The organism is Streptomyces camponoticapitis (assembly GCF_014646115.1).
GTDB classification, from domain to species: Bacteria; Actinomycetota; Actinomycetes; order Streptomycetales; family Streptomycetaceae; genus Streptomyces; species Streptomyces camponoticapitis.
The window spans coordinates 47720-66252 of record NZ_BMMV01000003.1; the positions used below are offsets into that span (position 1 = coordinate 47720).

General features: G+C 70.3%; 19 protein-coding genes and 2 pseudogenes. 6 read left to right on the forward strand and 15 right to left on the reverse strand.

Going from position 1 to position 18533, the window contains the following annotated elements; genetic code table 11:
- Window positions 1-5: 5 nt before the first annotated feature.
- Both IEY79_RS05140 and IEY79_RS05145 read right to left on the reverse strand, forming a co-directional pair.
- A complete protein-coding gene (locus tag IEY79_RS05140) occupies window positions 6-473 on the reverse strand; it encodes an acyl-CoA thioesterase (protein ID WP_229700664.1) in 468 nt (155 codons plus the stop codon).
- A gap of 24 nt (window positions 474-497) precedes the next feature.
- Complete coding sequence (locus tag IEY79_RS05145; protein WP_189106098.1) at window positions 498-944, reverse strand: hypothetical protein; 447 nt, start codon at window positions 942-944, stop codon at window positions 498-500.
- Between the two features lie 220 nt (window positions 945-1164).
- Here IEY79_RS05145 and IEY79_RS05150 point away from each other — a divergent pair, with 220 nt between their 5' ends.
- Window positions 1165-3096, forward strand: coding sequence for an FUSC family protein (locus tag IEY79_RS05150; RefSeq protein ID WP_229700708.1), 1932 nt, complete (start codon window positions 1165-1167; stop codon window positions 3094-3096).
- A 55-nt stretch (window positions 3097-3151) separates the two neighbouring features.
- Here the strand turns inward: IEY79_RS05150 and IEY79_RS05155 are convergent, their stop codons facing one another.
- From IEY79_RS05155 to IEY79_RS05170, 5 genes and pseudogenes are all read right to left on the reverse strand, one after another.
- Window positions 3152-3550, reverse strand: coding sequence for an ATP-binding protein (locus IEY79_RS05155; protein WP_189106099.1), 399 nt, complete (start codon window positions 3548-3550; stop codon window positions 3152-3154).
- A gap of 71 nt (window positions 3551-3621) precedes the next feature.
- Complete coding sequence (locus IEY79_RS05160) at window positions 3622-4020, reverse strand: RNA-binding S4 domain-containing protein (protein WP_189106100.1); 399 nt, start codon at window positions 4018-4020, stop codon at window positions 3622-3624.
- 204 nt (window positions 4021-4224) lie between these two features.
- Window positions 4225-4966: pseudogene (locus IEY79_RS38330) on the reverse strand (ATP-binding cassette domain-containing protein); the annotation flags it as partial.
- Window positions 4967-5089: 123 nt separating this feature from the next.
- Window positions 5090-5701, reverse strand: a pseudogene (locus tag IEY79_RS38335) (ATP-binding cassette domain-containing protein); the annotation flags it as partial.
- A gap of 432 nt (window positions 5702-6133) precedes the next feature.
- Entirely contained in the window at window positions 6134-8197 is a 2064-nt protein-coding gene (locus IEY79_RS05170) for a PhoX family protein (protein ID WP_189106102.1), read from the reverse strand.
- Between the two features lie 319 nt (window positions 8198-8516).
- On the opposite strand from IEY79_RS05170, the gene IEY79_RS05175 reads away from it, so the two are divergent.
- On the forward strand, window positions 8517-9830 hold the full coding sequence (locus IEY79_RS05175; protein WP_189106103.1) for a VWA domain-containing protein: 1314 nt from the start codon (window positions 8517-8519) through the stop codon (window positions 9828-9830).
- Window positions 9831-9932: 102 nt separating this feature from the next.
- Here IEY79_RS05175 and IEY79_RS05180 read toward each other — a convergent pair whose 3' ends face one another.
- The 3 genes from IEY79_RS05180 to IEY79_RS05190 all read right to left on the reverse strand — a co-directional run bounded on the left by IEY79_RS05180 (window position 9933) and on the right by IEY79_RS05190 (window position 11417).
- Window positions 9933-10904 (reverse strand): threonine ammonia-lyase, encoded by a 972-nt coding sequence (locus IEY79_RS05180; protein WP_444544899.1) that lies wholly within the window; start codon window positions 10902-10904, stop codon window positions 9933-9935.
- A gap of 76 nt (window positions 10905-10980) precedes the next feature.
- Window positions 10981-11238, reverse strand: coding sequence for a hypothetical protein (locus IEY79_RS05185; RefSeq protein ID WP_189106104.1), 258 nt, complete (start codon window positions 11236-11238; stop codon window positions 10981-10983).
- A complete protein-coding gene (locus tag IEY79_RS05190; RefSeq protein WP_189106105.1) occupies window positions 11235-11417 on the reverse strand; it encodes a hypothetical protein in 183 nt (60 codons plus the stop codon). The genes IEY79_RS05185 and IEY79_RS05190 overlap by 4 nt, the downstream gene beginning before the upstream one ends.
- Window positions 11418-11537: 120 nt before the next feature.
- Here IEY79_RS05190 and IEY79_RS05195 point away from each other — a divergent pair, with 120 nt between their 5' ends.
- Both IEY79_RS05195 and IEY79_RS05200 read left to right on the forward strand, forming a co-directional pair.
- Window positions 11538-12383 carry a helix-turn-helix domain-containing protein gene (locus tag IEY79_RS05195; protein ID WP_189106106.1) on the forward strand — a complete coding sequence of 282 codons (846 nt, stop codon included), beginning with the start codon at window positions 11538-11540 and terminating at the stop codon, window positions 12381-12383.
- Entirely contained in the window at window positions 12362-12553 is a 192-nt protein-coding gene (locus tag IEY79_RS05200) for a DUF397 domain-containing protein (protein ID WP_189106107.1), read from the forward strand. The genes IEY79_RS05195 and IEY79_RS05200 overlap by 22 nt, the downstream gene beginning before the upstream one ends.
- Here IEY79_RS05200 and IEY79_RS05205 read toward each other — a convergent pair.
- A complete protein-coding gene (locus IEY79_RS05205; RefSeq protein WP_189106108.1) occupies window positions 12540-12986 on the reverse strand; it encodes a DUF6210 family protein in 447 nt (148 codons plus the stop codon). The genes IEY79_RS05200 and IEY79_RS05205 overlap by 14 nt on opposite strands.
- Here IEY79_RS05205 and IEY79_RS05210 point away from each other — a divergent pair.
- The gene (locus tag IEY79_RS05210) at window positions 12985-13473 is read left to right on the forward strand and encodes an HIT family protein (protein WP_229700665.1); all 489 of its coding nucleotides are present in this window, start codon (window positions 12985-12987) and stop codon (window positions 13471-13473) included. The two genes, IEY79_RS05205 and IEY79_RS05210, sit on opposite strands and share 2 nt — an antisense overlap.
- Here the strand turns inward: IEY79_RS05210 and IEY79_RS05215 are convergent.
- Genes IEY79_RS05215 through IEY79_RS05225 form a run of 3 tightly spaced genes read right to left on the reverse strand, consistent with a single transcriptional unit; the run spans window position 13445 to window position 15726 of the window.
- On the reverse strand, window positions 13445-13891 hold the full coding sequence (locus tag IEY79_RS05215; protein ID WP_189106109.1) for a GNAT family N-acetyltransferase: 447 nt from the start codon (window positions 13889-13891) through the stop codon (window positions 13445-13447). The two genes, IEY79_RS05210 and IEY79_RS05215, sit on opposite strands and share 29 nt — an antisense overlap.
- Before the next feature lie 60 nt (window positions 13892-13951).
- Window positions 13952-15079 (reverse strand): HAMP domain-containing sensor histidine kinase, encoded by a 1128-nt coding sequence (locus IEY79_RS05220; protein WP_189106427.1) that lies wholly within the window; start codon window positions 15077-15079, stop codon window positions 13952-13954.
- Entirely contained in the window at window positions 15067-15726 is a 660-nt protein-coding gene (locus IEY79_RS05225) for a response regulator transcription factor (protein WP_189106110.1), read from the reverse strand. Before IEY79_RS05225 ends, IEY79_RS05220 begins: the two co-directional genes overlap by 13 nt.
- A 177-nt stretch (window positions 15727-15903) precedes the next feature.
- On the opposite strand from IEY79_RS05225, the gene metG reads away from it, so the two are divergent.
- Window positions 15904-17517, forward strand: coding sequence for a methionine--tRNA ligase (metG, locus tag IEY79_RS05230; RefSeq protein ID WP_189106111.1), 1614 nt, complete (start codon window positions 15904-15906; stop codon window positions 17515-17517).
- Window positions 17518-17702: 185 nt separating this feature from the next.
- Here metG and IEY79_RS05235 read toward each other — a convergent pair whose 3' ends face one another.
- Window positions 17703-18524, reverse strand: a complete 822-nt coding sequence (locus IEY79_RS05235) for a L,D-transpeptidase family protein (RefSeq protein WP_189106112.1) — start codon at window positions 18522-18524, stop codon at window positions 17703-17705.
- Window positions 18525-18533: the final 9 nt, after the last annotated feature.

Below are 18533 nucleotides of genomic sequence, written 5' to 3' on the forward strand. Positions count from 1 at the left end.
CGGACTCACTCCCCCGGGCGGAGCTGCTCGGCCACCAGTTCCCGCGCCTTCTCGCTCCACGCCGAGGGGCGCTTCGTCTCCGGATCCAGGCGGATCAGCGTGCGGGTGCCGTACGCGTACGTCGGCGGGCCGCCGTCCCGCGAACCGATGCGGAAGCCGTAGGTGAGGGAGGTGCGGCCGAGATGTTCGACCCAGATACGGACGCCGTACTCACCGGGGCGGTCGATCGGCGCCTCGAAGATGATCCGGAAGTCCTTCACGACGTTGAAGGCGTCGCCGAGAGCGGTCCAGTCCCTGCTGAAGGCGATCTCCCGCTCCTGCCAGTAGGACACCCAGGCACGCTCGACCAGCACGCCGTAGCGGCTGTTGTAGAGCATGCCGAAGGAGTCCAGCTCGTCGAAGTGGACGACCACCGGCACCACGAATCCGTACGTCGGCTCGGTCGCGCGACCCTCAGTCACATGCTCACTCACACGCTCCTCCGTCCATCCCGTCACTCAGGGCTCCCGCGTGTGGAAGTAGTAGAAGGCCGCGATCGCGGTCGCCAGCCCCACCGCGAGCCCGATCCCGGACGACCGCAGCACGCTCGCGTACGAGAGGCTGTAGAGGAAGCCCAGGGACATACCGGCCACCACTCCGTAGGCACCGGCCCGCACCTCGGTCGCCAGCGTCCTGGGGAGCCGCAGCAGGATGAAGACCAGCAGGGCCAACGAGATGCCGGAAATCAGGCCGAGGGCCACCTGGAGGGCGTTGAGCGGGTCGCCGTGACGCTGGATGAACGGCGCCCAGACGCCGTAGGTGATACCCAGCGTGACCGGGACCGCCACGAGGTGGAGGGGGACACGGGGCCGCCCTCCGCCGGAGAGGCCCGGGAAACGCGAGGGGCGGGTGGGCCGCGCGTGCCGGGGTCCGGACCTGGTGGACGTCGGTGCGTGTGTGGCCATGGCAGCAAGCTCCTCCCGGTCGTCCCTCTTCCAGAGCACACCCGCCGACGCCCACCGGCAACTCGTACCGCCACGCACGGAGCCAACCCCCACCCCTTGCTGACAGCCCGCCCCCTCGTACGTCACTGTGGCGACCGTGATCTCTCCCCGCCCCGGACGACCGAACAGGCCGACCAGGCCGACCCTCCGGCCGTCCGCCCGGCTCACGCCCCCCGAGTGGCTGCTCAGCGGCCTGCGCCCGAACCCCGCCCCCATCCCCTGGTCGGCCGTCGTCCGCGCCGGGGTCGCGCTCGCCGCGCCCCTCGCCGTCGGGCTCGCCTTCGGCAGGCCCACCTACGGCGCGCTCGCCTCCATGGGCGCCCTGTACGGCGTGATCAGCGACACCGCCGACGCCTACCGGCTGCGCATACTGCACATCGCCTTCCCCCAGGTCCTGGGCGCCCTGGGCCTCACGCTCGGCATCCTCGTCTTCGGCCACGGCTGGCTGGCCGTCGCCGCGCTGACCTTCGCCGCGCTCGTCTCCGGGATGATCTCCTCGATCGGCGCGGTGGCCTCGGTCTCCGGGCTGCTCCTGCTCCTCAACGCGGTCGTCGGCGCCGGTCTCCGGATGCCGGATCCCTGGTGGCTGGCCCCCCTGCTGCTCGCCTGCGGCGGGGCCTTCGTGCTCGCGCTGTCCCTGCTCGGCTGGCCCTTCCGCGGCCGTGCGGCCGAACGGACCGCCGTCGCAGACGCCTACCGCGCCTGCGCCGACCTGCTCGAATCCGCGGCCCGCGAGGACGGCGACTACGACGCGAAACGGCAGGCCGTCACCGCGGCGCTGAACAACGCGTACGACCTCGTCCTCGCCCGCCGCGCGCGCGACACCGGCAGGCGCAGCCCCCTCGTACGGCTGCTCTCACAGCTCAACGTGCTCATCCCGCTCGTCGAGGCGGCGCCCGCCGCGCATCTGCGGCGCCGTCCACTGGCTGACGAGATCCCTTACGTCGTCCGGCAGTTGGCGCGCGCGGTCGAGGAGGGCCGGGTCGACGGCACCGAGGTGGACCTGCCCGTCCCGGGCACCCCCTCCGAGCGGGCCGTCGACGCCGCGCTGCGGCACGCCGCTTCGGTCGTGCACAAGGCCGACCCCGATCCGTACAACGTGGACGACCGCCTCGGCCGCCCCTCGGCGCTCGGGGTCCGGATCCGGCGCGCCGGGCGCGACGTGCTGCTGAGCGAGTCGTCCTGGCGGTACGGGCTGCGCCTCGCGCTCTGCATCGGCCTCGCGCAGTCCCTGGTCTCGGTGATCGACGTACCGCGCTCGTACTGGGTCGCCCTCACCGTCACCTTCGTCCTCAAACCGGATTTCGGCTCGGTGTTCTCGCGCGGCGTCCTGCGCGCGCTCGGTACGGCGGCCGGTCTCGTCGTCGCCGCGGCCGTGCTGTCGCACGTGCCGCGCGGCTGGTGGGACGTCCCGGTGATTCTGGTGCTCGCGGCGTGCATCCCCGCGGTGTCCGCGAAGAGTTACGGCTTCCAGACGGCGGCCATCACACCCGTGATCCTGCTGATCTCCGACGTGCTCAACCACGAGGGCGTCGCGCTGGTCGTACCCCGTCTCCTGGACAGCCTCATGGGCTGCGCCATCGCGCTGATCGCGGGCTATCTGCTCTGGCCGGAGAGCTGGCACACCCGGATCGGGGACCGGCTGGCGGACGCGGTCGAGGACACGGCGGATTATCTGACGTACGCGTTCGGCCCGGCCGGCCACCTCACGGACGCGGAGACAGGGGCGAACCAGGCCGAGCGGGTGCGCCGGCGTCGGAGGCTCTACCGCGATCTGTCCGTCGTACGCACCGAGTTCCAGCGCGCGCTCACCGAACCGCCCCCGACCGGCACACGCGCCGCCGCCTGGTGGCCGCTGGTCGTCGCGCTGGAGCGGATCATCGACGCGACGACGGCGGCGCGGGTACGCGTCAACCACGGCGCGCCGCCGCCGGGCGTGGCCGAGATCGCGGACGCGGAGAGGCAGTTGAGGGAGCTGGCGACGCGGGTGCGCTCCAGTGTCGTCCTGGTGGACGTGAGAAAGGGGTGGTCGGCGAAGGAGGACACGGGCGTGCTGGCGCCGCTGCGACGGGAGCTCCGTTCGGCGCAGGCGATCACCTCGCAGCGCCGCTGACGCACGACCGGCCGCCGGGCCGAGCCGATCGGCCGGTGGTCGGGCGCGGGCGCCTTCAGTAGTCCGGCGCCTTGAGCGTCACCCAGACCCGCTTCCCCGGTCCCTGCCGCCCCGCCACCCCCCAGTCGTCCGCGAGCGCGGCGACCAGCGCGAGGCCGCGCCCGCACTCGTCGATCGGGTCCGGCGTACGCGGCCTGGGCAGCGTCTCCCCCGCGTCCTCGACCTCCAGCCGCAGCAGCCCGTCGCCCCTGCTCACGGTCACGACGATCTCCCGCCCCGGCGGCGAGCCGTGCCGCAACGCGTTGGTGACCAGCTCCGACAGCAGCAGCGCCGCCGTCTCCCCCAGCTCACCCGGCAGGCCCATCCACCCCAGCAGTGCCTCCCTGGCACGGCCGACGCTGCGGGGGTGGCGGGGGAGCCGGAGCTTCATGTGCTGGTCACAGTCGCGGTTCATGGAGATGACCTTCCCCACGTGAACGGCTTTTACTTTCCGTGCACGCAAGGTGACTGTCCGGGGTTATGCGCTCAATGTCCCTGAAGTTCGTCCAGCACACGCCGCTCCCGCTTCGTCGGCCGGCCCGCGCCACGCACGCGGACCGCGACCGGGCCCGCGAATTCGCGGGGCGGGGGCGGCGGGCTGTTGTCCACGTAGCACTGGACGGCCACCGGCGCGCCCACCCGTTTCCGTACGACACGGGTGAGGACGACGACCCGCTGGCGTTCCGCGTGGCGGACGCGGATCTCGTCGCCCGGCTTGATCAGATACGCGGGCTTCACCCGTTCACCGTTGACCCGGACATGGCCCGCGCGGCACGCCGACGCCGCCTGCGAACGCGTCTTGGTCAGCCGCACCGACCAGATCCAGACGTCGGCGCGCACGCTTCCCTGGTCCCCGGTCCCGGCATGAGCTTCAGCAGCAGCCATGCTCCCGAGCTTAGAGCGTTTCCCCCGTATCCCCGAGGGAAATCACGTCCCGCACCTCGTCCGCCGACGTCTCCGTGAGCTCCTCCCCGGCCACCAGCCACCGGGTGATCCCCACCGATTCGAGGAACGGCAGGTCGTGGCTCGCGATCAGCAGCGCGCCCTCGTACGACTCCAGCGCGCCCGTCAGCTGCCGCACGCTCGCGATGTCCAGGCTGTTCGTCGGCTCGTCCAGCATCAGCAGCTGCGGGGCGGGCGCGGCGAGCAGCATCGCGGCCAGTGCCGCGCGGAAGCGTTCGCCGCCGGAGAGCGTGCCCGCGAGCTGTTCGGCCCGCGCCCCCTTGAAGAGGAAGCGCGCGAGCTGCGAGCGGATGTGGTTGTCCGTGGTGCCGGGCGCCAGGCACGCGACGTTCGCCGCGATGCTCAGCGCCGGGTCGAGGACATCCAGGCGCTGCGGGAGGAATCGCGCGGGTACGAACGTCTTCGCCTCCCCCGACAGCGGCGCGAGTTCCCCGGTGAGCGTGCGCAGCAGCGTCGTCTTGCCGGATCCGTTGCGTCCGACGAGCGCGATCCGCTCGGGGCCTCGTACGTCGAGCGTGGCTTCCCGCAGCCGCCCGAAGCGGGGCCGTACCGCGTCGAGGGCCAGCACCGTACGGCCCGCCGGCACCGCGGTACGGGGCAGGCTCACCCGGATCTCGGCGTCGTCGCGGATCGCCTCCGCCGCCTCCTCGCGCCGCTCGCGCGCGTCGCTGAGACGCTCCTCCTGGAGGACCCTCGACTTGTCCGCCGACTCCTGCGCGGACCGTTTGCGCTCACCCGCGACGATCCGGGGAGCCTTGCGCTGCGCGTTGAGCTTCTTGTCGTGCCGCTGCCGCCGGGCGTTCTTGATCTGCGTCTCCTCCAGCTCGCGCTTCTGACGGCGTACATCGGCCTCGGCGGAACGCAGCATGCGGCCCGCCGCCTCCTGCTCGGTGGCGAGCGCCTCCTCGTACGCGGACCAGCCGCCGCCGTACCAACTCACCGAGCCGGCGCGCAGCTCCGCGATCCGGTCGACGCGTTCCAGCAGCTCACGGTCGTGGCTCACCACGACGAGCACGCCGGAGCGCCAGGAGTCGACGGCTTCGTAGAGCCTGTGGCGGGCGGGCAGGTCGAGGTTGTTCGTCGGCTCGTCCAGCAGGAGCACGTCGGGACGCTCCAGGAGCAGTGCCGCCAGGCGCAGCAGGACCGTCTCGCCGCCGGAGATCTCGCCGACGGTGCGGTCCAGGTCGATCGAGCCGAGGCCGAGGGAGCCGAGCATGGCGACGGCGCGCTCCTCGACGTCCCAGTCCTCGCCGACCGTCTCGAAGTGTTCCTCGCGTACGTCTCCGGCCTCAATGGCGCGCACCGCGGCGCGGCGCCCGGCGATGCCGAGCGCCTGGTCGACGCGGAGGGCGGTGTCGAGGGTGATGTTCTGCGGCAGATACGCGAGGCTGCCGCCGACGGTGACCGACCCGCCGGAGGGCCGCAGCTCGCCCGCCAGCAGGTGCAGGAGGGTGGTCTTGCCGGTGCCGTTGGCGCCGACGAGACCGGTACGGCCCCGTCCGATGCTCAGGGAGAGCCCGTCGAAGACGGGTGTGCCGTCCGCCCACTGGAAGGAGAGCGCGGAGCAGGTCAGGGAGGCGCTGGGGGTGCTGGGGGTGGACATCGTCGTGATCCTCGTCGGCGCGGTGGGATGGGGGCGTCGTATGCGAGCACCACGCGGCGACCCGGCCCGTGCGGACCGGAGGGCTTGAGCCCTGAAGAGGGGATGCGGCTGTCCGGGAGTTCACGGACGGCAGATGCATCGAGGTCGCAGCCACGCGGGCGTACGGGCGGAGGCTTGAGCCCGGAGCCGTACGGCGTGATGATCGCGAACCTCAGATGCGCAACGTCCACCTCTATCGGAGACAACAAGGACTCTGTGAACGATAGGCGACCCCGGCGGCGGAGGCAAAGGGCTTCCAGGATCACTCCCCGTGGCGCGGGAGGGACGCCGGCACAGAAAAGTCGCCGGGCGGCACCGGGAATCCGGCACCGCCCGGCGACTGTTCACAGCTCGCTCAGGACAGACTCCGACGTGTCAGAGGCGTCGGACGTGTCAGACGCCGATGTCGTCGCCGTCCTTGCGCCACACCGCCACGACCGCCGGGCGGACCATCTTGCCGCGCCCGTCGGGCCACGCGCTGAGCGGGTTGTCGACCGTCGCACCGTCGAGCTCGCCCGGATGCTGCACCGCTACCAGGACGCGCCGGTCCTGGATGATCGGGCCGCAGGTCTCCGCGCCGTTCGGAACGGTGAGGAACTGCTTCAGCTCACCGCGCCGCTCGCCCTGCGTCGCGACGCCGAACAGACCGTCGTGCGAACCGAGTTGGGCGCCGTCCGTGGAAATCCACAGATTGCCGTGCGGGTCGAACGCCACATTGTCCGGGCAGGAGATCTGGCTGACCTTCTCCTTCGGGTACCCCGCGAAGTAGGTCGCCGGGTCCTTCGGGTCGCCCGCGACCAGGAACAGCCGCCAGGCGAAGCCGTCACCGGCCGGGTCGTCCCAGTTCTCGGCGAGCTCCAGGATGTGACCGTGCTTGTTGGCGTTGCGCGGGTTGGCCTCGTCCGCCGCGGCCTTGCCCGCGGCGCCGCGGTCGGTGTTGTTCGTCAGCGCGACGTACACCCGGCCGGTACGCGGCGAGGGCTCGACGTCCTCGGGGCGGTCCATCTTCGTGGCGCCGACCTTGTCACCGGCCAGGCGCGTGAAGACGTACACCTCGTCGGCGGTCATGCCGGGCACGTGCGAGACGTCGCCGGTGGCGAGCGGGATCCACACGCCGGAGCCGTCGAACTCGCCGTCCTTGGGAAGCTTGCCGGTGCCGTCGACATCCTGCGGGCTGTCACCGGTCAGCTTCGCGACGTACAGCGTGCCCTCGTCCAGCAGCGTGAGGTTGTGGTCGCGGTCGGCGCGGCTGTTGCCCTTCTTCATCGACTTGGACGACACGAACTTGTAGAAGTAGTCGAACTTCTCGTCGTCGCCCATGTAGACGACCGCGCGGCCGTCGGAGGTGAGGCGCGGCTGCGCGGCCTCGTGCTTGAAGCGGCCGAGCGCGGTGCGCTTGCGCGGCGTGAAGTCGGGGTCGTACGGGTCGAGCTCGACGACCCAGCCGAAGCGGTGCGCCTCGTTGGGCTCCTGCTTCAGGTCGAAGCGCTTGTCGAACTGCTCCCACTTGCGCTCGGTGGCGGCGGTGCCGATGCCGTAGCGCTTGTCGGTGTCGCTCGAACCGTTGGCGAAGTACTGGTTGAAGTTCTCCTCGCCCGACAGGATCGTGCCCCACGGGGTGGTGCCGCCCGCGCAGTTGTTGAGCGTGCCGTAGACCTTCTTGCCCGACCGGTCCACCGAGGTGCGCAGCAGCTCGGAGCCCGCGGCGGGGCCGGTGAGGCGGAACTCGGTCTTGACGGTGATACGACGGTTCAGCTCGTGACGCGGAACGATGGTCAGCTTTCCGCTGCGGGGCTGCTCGTCCACCACGACGACGGAAAGGCCGTGCGCGGCCCAGGCGATCTCGACCTGCTCACGGGTGGGGTTGTCGGCGTCGTAATCCTTGAACATCAGGATCTCGTCCGTGTACTCGTGGTTGGCCACGAGGAGCTGCTTGCCGCGCTCGCTCTTGAGCGGCAGCAGGCTCAGGAAGTCGTTGTTGTACCCGAACTGGCCGGCCTGCGCCTTGGCGGTCTGCTTGTTCGGGTTGAACTCGGGGGCGCCGCGCAGGATCGGGTCACCCCAGCGCACGACGATGTTCTGGGTATAGCCGTCGGGGACGGTCACCTTGTCGGCGGTGTTGGGCGCGACGGGCGCGAAGCGCAGTCCACGCGCTCCGTCGGGCTTCTTGCCGCCCTTGCCATGGCCCTTGTCGCCTCCGACCAGGGGGGTCGCCGAGGCGGGGGTGTTGCCGGAGCCCGCGACGAAGGCGGTACCCGCCGCGGCGGCGACGGTCACCACGGCGGCGCCGCGCATGATGGAACGGCGGGAAAGCGCGGTGGCTATGACATCGCCGACGTACTCGTTGTCACTGGTGTTGGGCGTCTCGTGAAAACACGCGTCTCCACAGCGGAAACGGCATGTCATGGCGGAACGTCCGCCCGGGTGCGAGTTGAGCAGCGGCAGCAGTTTGCGCACTTGTCCCCTCCGGTGGGCTTTCCTCGGCGCGGCCCGCGCCGACAATGTGTCGGGATATGTACGGCGGCGACGCTATGCGCGTAGGCACCCGGTTCATCGACCGCAAGGTGAACGCGGAATGAATGCGAGTCGACCGGGCATCCGTGGGGGGCACATTCCAGGTCCCGGGGCGCCCCTGCCGGAGCGAACGGCGGGTGGCCGCTAACCTTACGTATCCATCGTGGCCAGGGATGCTGAGTTTAGGTCGGGGCAGGTCCCCGAATCCCCTGTTCCAAGTACGGATATATGCCGCACCCAACTCATCTGAAAGGCCTCGCCCATGGGCATTCGGAGCTTGCTGCGCAAGGTGTTTGGACGCGAGCGTGCGGAGCGTGACGAGTCGGCGGCCACATCGGTACCGGCCCAGACCGAACGCACGCATCAGCCGGAGCCGACGACGCCAACCACGACTACGACGGCCACGACCGCCGCCTCGGCCACCGTGCCGGCACCGGCCAAGGAGCCGTCACCCGCCGCGGAGAAGGTGACGGCGGAGAAGTCAACGACGAAGACGACGAAGACCGAGCCCGAGAAGCGGGCGAAGCCGGAGAAGGCGGAGAAGGCGGAGAGGTCGGAGAGGTCGGAGGCGGAGAAGGCCGAGGACCTGGTCGCCGCCGCCTTCGACAACCCGCGCACGTCGACGCCGGAACGGAGCGTCCCGGCCCAGACGAAGCGCGAGGAACCCAAGACACCGACCGTCCCGGCCCAGGCCCAGTCGACACCGGAACCGGCGAAGCCGAAGCCGGTGGTCGAGCCCGAGCCGGAGCCGGTGAAGGCGGCGGCCGAGCCGGAGCCCGAGGTCGTACCCGAGCCCGAGCCCGAGCCCGAGCCGGTCGCTGTCGCCGAGCCGGCCCCGGCCCCCGCCCCGGTCGCCGCCCCCGCCCCCGCCCCCAAGGAGACGGGCAAGCCGGCGTACTCCCTCGCGAAGGTCAAGACCCAGGCGCCGGGCCTCGTCGACTCGTACAAGGCGGCGGGTGCCGCGCTCAAGAAGGCCGGCCTGGACGGAGAGCGGGCGACGGTCTATCTCGTGCTCGACCGTTCAGGTTCCATGCGCCCGTTCTTCAAGGACGGCAGCGCTCAGCGCCTCGGCGAGCAGGCCGTCGCGCTCTCGGCCCACCTGGACGAGAAGGCGACCGTGCAGGTCGTCTTCTTCTCTACCGAGATCGACGGTACGGGGGAGGTCTCCCTCTCCTCGTACGAGAACAAGGTGGACGAACTGCACGCCGGGCTCGGCCGCATGGGCCGGACGAATTACGCCGCCGCGGTCGAAGAGGTCGTCGCCCTGCACGAGAAGGCGGGCAACCCGGGCCCGGCGCTGGTGATCTTCCAGACGGACGGCCCGCCGGAGGCCAAGCAGGCGGCGGAGAAGGCGTTCGCGAACGTGGCGAAGCTGCCGCTGTTCTGGCAGATCGTGGCGTTCGGCGAGCACGAGGCGAAGGGATTCGACTTCGCGCGGAAGCTCGGCGCGGACGAGAAGGCGGCGAACGTGGCGTTCTTCCACGCGGGCCCGACGCCGAAGGAACTCCCGGAAGCGGAGATCTTCACCAACGTGCTCGCGGCGCTGCCGGCCTGGTGGTCCGCGAACAAGGCCTGATCGCAGCTGAGGCATCACGAGACGCGCCCTCCGTAGGACGACGGAGGGCGCGTCTCGTTCGCTCCCCGCCGGTCCACCACGGGTGGCATCCACCGGAACGCCTCAAGACCGCCCCCGACCGCCCCGCGTCCAGCCGTCGAAATCCGTCGGCGACACATTGCTCCCGCACAGGATCGTCGCGACCGTCCTGCCGTCGAACCGGCCGCCGCCCTCCAGGATCGACGCGACGCCCAGCGCCGCCGCGGGTTCGACCACCAGGCCCGCGTGCACGTGGATCAGGCGCATTGCCTCGACGATGCCGTCTTCCGTGACCAGGACCGCGTCGTCCACGACCGAAGCGAGATCGTCGAGCACCTCCGGCAGGACATACCGGCCGGCAACTCCGTCGGCGATGGTGTCCGGAACCCCGACCTCGACCGGCCGGCCCGCCCGCCACGCCAGCGTCATCGCCGGCGCGTTCTCGGGCTGGACACAGATGACCTCGGTGCCCCTGCGCAGACTCTTCAGCGCGTGGCCCACACCGGACGCCATCGCACCGGCGCCCAAGGAGACGACCACCGCGTCGAGTTCACCGGGCAGATCCGCCAGCTCGACACCGATCGTCGCCGCACCCTCACACGTGTCGACGTCTCTGCTGTCCTCGACCAGGAACGCGCCCGTCTCGGCGGCATATCGCGTGGCGGCTTCGAGAGCCTGCTCGATCTCCCCGTCGACCAGGATCACGTTGGCGCCGAGCGTCTTCATTCGCTCGATCTTCAGCGGGTTGGCCGCCGACGATGCGACGACCGTGACCCCGATTCCACGCGACCGGCCGCCGAAGGCGAGCGCCTGACCAAGATTCCCCGCGCTCGCACAGACGACGGCGTCCGCCGCCCCGCTGTCATGAAGACGGTTGAGAACGGTCTCGGTCCCACGGCCCTTGAACGAGCGGACGGGATTGAGGGTCTCCACCTTCAGGATCAGGCGGCAGCCCAGCGCATCGCCCAAGGGCTCGCATTCGTACTGCGGTGTGTCCAGGAACACCGGATTCATCCGGGTACGGGCCACAAGGATTCTCGCGAGATCCAACCGCACCGCGAACCTCCGGCGTCATACGAACGTGGTCGGGGCAATGTCCTCGTACCCGCTGACGTCACTCCTGGAGCCGAGACTACTCAAGGCGCGCCCGCCGGCTGTGCTGGTTGCGCTCCGCCAGACGCGCGCTCAACTTCGAGACGGGCGGTACGTAGTCCGGGCACTTGGGGCTGCCGCACTCACACTTGGGCCACGCGAGCGACCCGCCCGGCCCGAGGAGCTGTTCCATGTCGCCTTCGCCGTTGCCGTCGATTTTCCGCACCACCAGCACCCCATCCGTACCGAACGTACTCATCAACCGGGCCAGAAACCGCCGCGCGTCGCTGCCGCTCACTCGGCGACCCGCTTAAGCGCCTGTTCAACGCGGAGCAGCAGCTCAGGTGTCACCGGTGCGTACAGACGGGGGACGGAGTCGGGCACGAGCCGCCAGAAGCCGAAGCTGTGCACGACGGCGTCCAACTCGGCCACGTCGGCGGGGACACGGGACGGTGTTCGAGTCTCGGGTTCGAACATGAGGGGATGCACCTTCCGTCATTGCGCAATTACGTTCCGTGCATCAAGAATCGGCAGAAGGGGCCGTGTCCAAAAGGGCTCGGCCATAGCCGGGTTGCCGTTGGACACAGGGGAGTTGTCATGGGCGCACGGAAGCCGAACGCAGGTCAGAGGCCGTCGGCACGGCAGATGCTCGCGAAGGAACTGGCGCGGCTGCGGGAGGAGTCGGGGATGTCACTGGCCACGTTGGGCGAGGCGACGACTTATGACCGTGCGTATCTGCACAAGCTGGAAACGGGCGCGCGGGTCGGCTCGCCGGAGGTCATCGCGGCGCTGAGCGCGGTGTACGGGACGGGTGACCAGCTCTCGATGCTTTGGCAGTTGGCACGGGAGGACGCGTTCGCGGACAAGTACAAGCGGTTCATGGAGTTGGAGGCGAGGGCGACCGTTCAGTACGCGTACTCGGTCGGTGCCATTCACGGCCTGCTCCAGACGGAGGGATACGCCCGCGAGGTGTTCGAGGCCACCCGGCCACGCGATGAGCACGATCTGACCGAAGAGATCGCCGCGCGGCTGGGACGACAGGATTTGCTGCGGCGCGAAAACGCGCCGCACTTCCGCGCGGTCCTCGATGAATCCGTACTTCGACGCAAGACCCGCGACCCCAAGGAGTGGGCGCGACAGCTGGAACACCTTGTGGAGGCAAGCCAGTTGCCAAACGTCACCCTTCAGGTGTTGCCTTTTGATGCGGGGCCACACGGCCTGTTGGGCACGTCGGTCACCGTCCTCTGGCTTCCGGACGGCAAGGCCATCGCGTACACGGAAGACGCCCACTCCGGGCAGTTGATCGAAGATCCGTCAGAGGTCGAGAAACTACGGCTGTCTTACGATCTACTGAGGGACTTGGCCCTGTCGCCCCGGGAATCCGTGGCATTCATCGAGCGACTGCTGGAGGAGTACACACCATGCGCCCCCGACCTGACCTGAGTACTGCACTGTGGCGTAAGTCCAGCTACAGCAACGGCGACGGCGGCCAGTGCGTCGAGGTAGCCGACGGCTACCCCGGTGTCATCCCCGTCCGCGACAGCAAGACCCCCACCGGCCCCGTGCTCCTCCTCACCCCCGCCGCCTGGGCCGACTTCCTCAACTCGCTCTGACGCGTCTGGCCGACCACACCAGCAGTCCGGGGCCGTCGGGCGTGTGCACGGGTAGCCACGCGTCGTCGGCCTCGGGCAGGCGGGACTCGTCGAGTCGCAGCGGGTGCGGGCGCTCCGCGTTGCCGTCGCACGCCCAGAATCTGACGGCGCCGACGGCCGCACGCAGCGCGTCCAGCTGTGCGCCCTCCCAGACATGGCCTCCCGCCCCGCCGCTCCGGAACGGCTCGAAGACCGCAGCGACCGCCTCGATCTCGCCGGATGTCCCGGACATGGGGACGAGGTAGCCCTCCGTCTGGCCCTGACGGCGCGAAGTGCCGCCGTACTCCTGCTGATAGAAGACACCGGTCGGCGCTTCGACCACGACGTGGGCCCAGTCACCGGCCGTACCGTCGGGGTCGATGAAAACAAATCGTGAAGTGGGGGAAGTGGCCATGGGGGAAGTCTCCAACATGGATCTCGCGGCCTACGAAGAACGCGCCCGCAACGGGCCCTGCTTCGTCTGCGCGTTCCTGCGCGGGGAGCCCGGCTATCACCACGAGACGGTCTACGAGGACGACGCCCACATCGCCTTCCTCGATCGCTGGCCCACTCTCCCCGGGCGGGTCCTCGTGGCGCCCAAGGCGCATGTGGAACATGTTGTAAGGGAGTTGGACGAGGAGGCGTACACCCGGCTCATGCTCGTCGTACGGCGCGTGGCGCTCGCCGTGGAGAGTGTGCTGCGGCCGGAGCGTACGTATCTGCTCTCACTCGGCAGCCAGCAGGCAAACTCCCACCTCCACTGGCACATCGCCGCGCTGCCGCCCGGTGTGCCGCCGGAGCGGCAGCAGTATCACGCGCTCATGGCCGAGAACGGGGTTCTGACGCCGGCCCCTGACGAGATCGCCGCCCTGGTCACCCGCCTGCGCGCGGCACTCGGCTGAGCGGTTTCACCCAGCGGCTCCACTGCTCCTGCGCCTGGTAGCCGGCGTCGCGCCAGGCGTGGTGGGCGAGTTCGTTGTGGTCCAGGACCATGGCGTCGGCCCGGCGCCCGCCGAGTGCGACGAAGCGCTCGTGCGCGGCGGCGAGCAGCGCCGAGGCGATGCCCTGGCGGCGCCGGTCCGGGGCGACGGCCAGGCGGTACAGATGGCAGCGCCAGCCGTCGTAGCCCGCGATGACCGTGCCGACGATCGCGCCGTCGTCCGCAACGGCCACCAGCAGCGCGTCCGGGTCCCGGGAGATGAGACGGGCGACCCCGTCCATGTCGTCGGTGATACTGGCGCCTTCCGCCGACCGGGCCCAGAAGGCCAGCAGGGCGGGCACCTCGGCGGGGTTCGCGGTACGGATCCTGACGTTGGTCATGGGGGCTGTCTAGCAAAGGTGTCCGCGCGCGAGCGGAGATTTTCACCCGTCGGACAGCGTCTACGCGCCCGACGCCGGGAGCACCACCCGCACCGACAGGCCGCCCGCCTCGCCCCCCGGCCGTGCCGTCACCGTGCCGCCGTGGGCCGTCACTATCGAGCGGACGATGGAGAGGCCCAGGCCCGCCCCCGGGCCCATGCGGTCGCGGCCCTCGCCGCGGCGGAAGGGTTCGAAGAAGGCCGGGATGTCCTCCGGAGCGACGTCGGGGCCGTCATTGCGGACGGTCAGGGCCGTTCCCGAGACCGAGACGTCCACCACGCCCTTCCCGTACGCCTGCGCGTTGGCCAGCAGATTGCCGACCAGCCGGTCCAGCAGCGCCCGGTTGCCCCGTACGCCGCCCGGCTCGGTCACCGTCACCGGCAGGCCGTGCCGGGCCGACTCCTCGGTCACCAGGTCGCCCCAGTGGATCTCCTCCTGGTCCTCGACCTCCCGCTCGCTGCGCGCCAGGACCAGCAGGCCCTCGATGAGCTGCTCGCTGCGGCGGTTGTTGTCGAGCAGCAGCTCCTTCGTACGGGCCAGTTCCTCCGGCGAGCCCGCGCCCGCGAGGCCCACCTGGATCGCCGTGCGCTGCGTGGCCAGCGGGGTACGCAGCTCGTGGGAGGCGTTCGCGATGAAGCGCTTCTGGCTGTCGAAGGCCTTCTGGAGCCGGCCGAGCAACTCGTCGAGCGTGTCGCCCAGTTCCTTCAGCTCGTCGTCGGGGCCGGTCGACCCGATCCGCTCGTGGAGGTTGTGCTCGGACAGCAGCCGCGCCTTCGCCGTCATGGCGTGCACCGGCCGCAGCACCCGCCCCGCCGTCCACCAGCCGACGCCGACCGCGCACAGCGCCATCACCACCAGCGCGGCCACCGACCAGAACATCAGCTCGTCCGACGCCGCTTCGCTGACGTTGTCCGTGAGCTGGTAGACGGTGACGGGCGCGAGCCGGCCCTCCTCGTCGAGGAAGTAGCCGTTGCCCGACGACGGCGGCAGCGCCGGTACGACGCGGGCCGCGATCTCGGCGGCCTCCGTCTGCGTACCGGCGCTGGACAGCAGGTTCACGACCGTGAGCAGGCAGCCGCCGAGGACGAGGAAGACCGCGCCGTATACGAGAGCGATCCGTTCCCTGATCGCGCCCGTCACAGCACGTATCCCCCTCCGTCCAGGTCCACCGGGCGGATCAGCGCCGGTTCGCCCAGCTTCACGCCCAGCGCGCCCACGCAGACGCGTACGACACCGGCGAACGGGTCGGTCCCGGCGTCCCACGCCCGCTCCAGCAGTTGCTGCGTCGTCACCGCCTTGCCGTCCGCCTCCAGCAGGATCTGGAGCACGGTCAGCTCCTTCACGGAGAGGTCGAGTGCCTTGCCGTCGCGCAGCGCCGTACGGCTCACGGTGTCCAGCCGCACACCGCGCCGCTCCAGCGTCGGCTGTAACGCCCGCGAGCTCCGCCGGCGCAGCGCCCGCACGCGCGAGACCAGCTCGGGGAACTCGAAGGGCTTGCCCAGGTAGTCGTCCGCGCCCAGGTCGAGCCCCTTCACGCGCTCCTCCATGGAGGAGGACGCGGTGAGCATCAGGATCCGGGTCCGGGACTGGTCGGCGACGAGCTTGCGGGCGACGTCGTCGCCGTGGACGCGGGGGAGGTCACGGTCGAGGACGACGACGTCGTAGTCGTGCAGTCCGAGATAGGCGAGGGCGGCGTCCCCGCTGTAGACGGTGTCGACGGCGAAACCGGCCCGCCGCAGCCCGGTGGCGATGAGCTCGGCCAGGATTTCCTCGTCTTCGGCGACCAGCACCCGCATGTTGATCCTTCCCGCCCCGTCCTGGCTGATCCGGCCCGTGGGACCCGATGTCGTCCCTCTCCTCACTAAAGATGCGTTCGCCGGGGGCATAGGTTGTGTCGAACCCACACTCTTTAACCACACTCTCAGGTTTAACCGAGGTGAAGGGACCACGGCCGGGCCGTTAGGATTTCGACCATGGCCGCCACTGGATCCGAAGAGCAGGGTGGGCGGGCGTACTACGTCACCACCCCCATTTACTACGTCAACGACGCTCCTCACCTGGGCCACGCCTACACGACCGTCGCAGGCGACGTGCTCACCCGCTGGCACCGCCAGCGGGGCGAGAAGGTGTGGTACCTCACCGGCACGGACGAGCACGGTCAGAAGATCATGCGCACGGCCGAGGCGAACGGTGTCACCCCGCAGGAGTGGGCGGACAAGCTCGTCGACGAGGCGTGGCGGCCTCTCTGGGAACACCTGGAGATCAAGAACGACGATTTCATCCGGACGACGGAGAAGCGCCACACCGACCGCGTCCAGGAATTCGTGCAGGACCTGTTCGACAAGGACGAGATCTACAAGGGCGGCTACGAGGGCCCGTACTGCGTGGGCTGCGAGGAGTACAAACTCCCGGGCGAACTGCTCGAAGGCGAGGGTGAGTTCGCGGGTCTGAAGATCTGCGCGATCCACAAGACGCCGGTGGAGATCCTCAAGGAGGAGAACTACTTCTTCAAGCTCAGCGAGTACGGCCCGAGGCTCCTGGAGCACTACGAGGCCAACCCGGGCTTCATCCAGCCCGAGTCCGCGCGCAACGAGGTCGTGAACTTCGTCCGGCAGGGGCTTCAGGACCTGTCGATCTCCCGGTCGACGTTCGACTGGGGCGTGCCGGTGCCGTGGGACGAGAAGCATGTGATCTACGTGTGGATCGACGCGCTCCTGAACTACGCGACGGCCGTCGGCTACAACGAGAACCCGGCGAAGTTCGAGGAGACCTTCCCCGCCGACGTCCACCTCGTCGGCAAGGACATCCTGCGCTTCCACGCGATCATCTGGCCCGCGATGCTGCTCGCGCAGGGCCTGCCGCTGCCCGGCAAGATCGCCGCGAACGGGTGGCTGATGGTCGGCGGCGAGAAGATGTCCAAGTCGAATCTGACCGGCATCAAGCCGCAGGACCTGACCTCGCACTTCGGGGTGGACGCGTACCGCTGGTACTTCCTGCGGGCGATCGCGTTCGGGCAGGACGGCTCGTTCTCCTGGGAGGACTTCTCCGCCCGGTACACCTCCGAGCTGGCCAACGACTACGGCAACCTCGCGTCGCGCGTCGCGGCGATGGTCGGCAAGTACTACGGCGGCACCCTGCCGGAGACGAACTCCGGCGGGGTCGCCGAGCAGGCCGTACGGGACGGGCTGATCAAGGCGGTGACCGAGGCCGACCGGAAGATCGGCGAGGAGCTGGACTTCCAGGGCGGCATCCTGGCGATCTTCGACTTCGTGAAGCAGGTCAACGGCTACATCACGGAGCAGGAGCCCTGGAAGGTCGCGAAGGACACGTCCGCCGAGGGCCAGGCGGCGCTCGCGACGATCCTGTACACGGCCTCGGAGGCGCTGCGCGGGGTCGCGGTGCTGCTCAACCCGGTGATGCCGGACACGTCGCAGAAGCTGTGGGACTCGCTGGGCGCGGAGGACGCGCTGGGCGCGCTGGCGGACCAGCGGATCCAGGACGCGGCCACGTGGGGGCAGCTCCCGGCGGGTACGACGGTCACGAAGGGCGCGGTGCTGTTCCCGCGCCTGGAGGAGAAGCCGGCGTAGCCCCGCCGGGGGTTGCGGGGTGACCCTCAAGCGCCGGACGAGCCGCGTGCGCGGCCCGTCCGGCGCTTTGGCGTTCCGGCCGGGGCGCAGACCACCGTTCCGCCCGGTGGGCAGGGCGCGGCAACGGATTCCTCGCCCGGGGCGGTACCGAACCCAGCCCCGGGGGGTCGCCGGCACGGGGTCCGTCAGCGGCCCAGGGACGACACGTCCCCCATCACCACCTGCGGGCGCTTCGACGGGTCCAGCCAGCGCAGGAGTTCCTTCATCCGCTTCATCGGGAGCGAGACGCAGCCCTGCGTCGGGCCGCCGTGGTCCACATGGATCCAGATGCCGCCGCCCTTGGACGCGCCCAGCGGGCGCGTCCAGTCCAGCGGGGTCGTGCCCGGCTTGCGGTTGTAGTTGATCGCCACCACATGGTCGAAGGACCCCGCCAGCGGTTCACCCTCGAAGCCCACGCCGCTGAGCGTGAAGGCCGGGCCCCGGTCGTACGGGAGTCTCGTCCCCGGGTCCGGCAGCCGGCCGCCCGCGTCCGTCAGTCCGAAGACACCGATCGGGCTGCGGAGGTCGCCCTGCCGGTGGTCGTCGGTCCAGCCCTTCAGGGCGTTGTGCGCGGGCCAGGGGTCGGAGACCGACCGCCAGCCCTCGACGGGGTCCCGCTCGTAGAGGACCAGGGTCGCGCGGTTGGAGTCGGGCGCGTCGCCCGTGACCACGACGGCCTGGCGCGAGGTCTCGGGGATCGCCGAGCGCGTCTTCGGGCCGAGCGACGGGATCTCCCTGGGGCGTACGGTCCGCTGGTCGCCCGCCGCGTCCGGCACGGCCCGCCCCAGACCGCCGCGTGCGCCCTCGGTCCCGTCGGCTCCCGCGGCCTTGTCGTCCACCGCCGTCGGGACGGACGATCCTCCGCCTCCCCCGAACCCGCCGCCCAGCCCGCCCGCGCAGCCGCTGAGCAGCAGACCGCCGACGAGGAGAAGGGCGGCCGCTTGGTGGGGGCTTACCCGGTGAGACATGTCTGACCT

What these genes read in the sequence shown, in the direction of transcription:
- IEY79_RS05235 (WP_189106112.1), bottom strand. Translation starts at nt 18,524, where the DNA reads ATGTCTCACCGGGTAAGCCCCCACCAAGCGGCCGCCCTTCTCCTCGTC.
- IEY79_RS05145 (WP_189106098.1), bottom strand. Translation starts at nt 944, where the DNA reads ATGGCCACACACGCACCGACGTCCACCAGGTCCGGACCCCGGCACGCG.
- IEY79_RS05215 (WP_189106109.1), bottom strand. Translation starts at nt 13,891, where the DNA reads ATGACCAACGTCAGGATCCGTACCGCGAACCCCGCCGAGGTGCCCGCC.
- IEY79_RS05155 (WP_189106099.1), bottom strand. Translation starts at nt 3,550, where the DNA reads ATGAACCGCGACTGTGACCAGCACATGAAGCTCCGGCTCCCCCGCCAC.
- IEY79_RS05160 (WP_189106100.1), bottom strand. Translation starts at nt 4,020, where the DNA reads ATGGCTGCTGCTGAAGCTCATGCCGGGACCGGGGACCAGGGAAGCGTG.
- IEY79_RS05195 (WP_189106106.1), top strand. Translation starts at nt 11,538, where the DNA reads ATGGGCGCACGGAAGCCGAACGCAGGTCAGAGGCCGTCGGCACGGCAG.
- metG (WP_189106111.1), top strand. Translation starts at nt 15,904, where the DNA reads ATGGCCGCCACTGGATCCGAAGAGCAGGGTGGGCGGGCGTACTACGTC.
- IEY79_RS05175 (WP_189106103.1), top strand. Translation starts at nt 8,517, where the DNA reads ATGGGCATTCGGAGCTTGCTGCGCAAGGTGTTTGGACGCGAGCGTGCG.
- IEY79_RS05210 (WP_229700665.1), top strand. Translation starts at nt 12,985, where the DNA reads ATGGGGGAAGTCTCCAACATGGATCTCGCGGCCTACGAAGAACGCGCC.
- IEY79_RS05205 (WP_189106108.1), bottom strand. Translation starts at nt 12,986, where the DNA reads ATGGCCACTTCCCCCACTTCACGATTTGTTTTCATCGACCCCGACGGT.
- IEY79_RS05225 (WP_189106110.1), bottom strand. Translation starts at nt 15,726, where the DNA reads ATGCGGGTGCTGGTCGCCGAAGACGAGGAAATCCTGGCCGAGCTCATC.
- IEY79_RS05200 (WP_189106107.1), top strand. Translation starts at nt 12,362, where the DNA reads ATGCGCCCCCGACCTGACCTGAGTACTGCACTGTGGCGTAAGTCCAGC.
- IEY79_RS05190 (WP_189106105.1), bottom strand. Translation starts at nt 11,417, where the DNA reads ATGTTCGAACCCGAGACTCGAACACCGTCCCGTGTCCCCGCCGACGTG.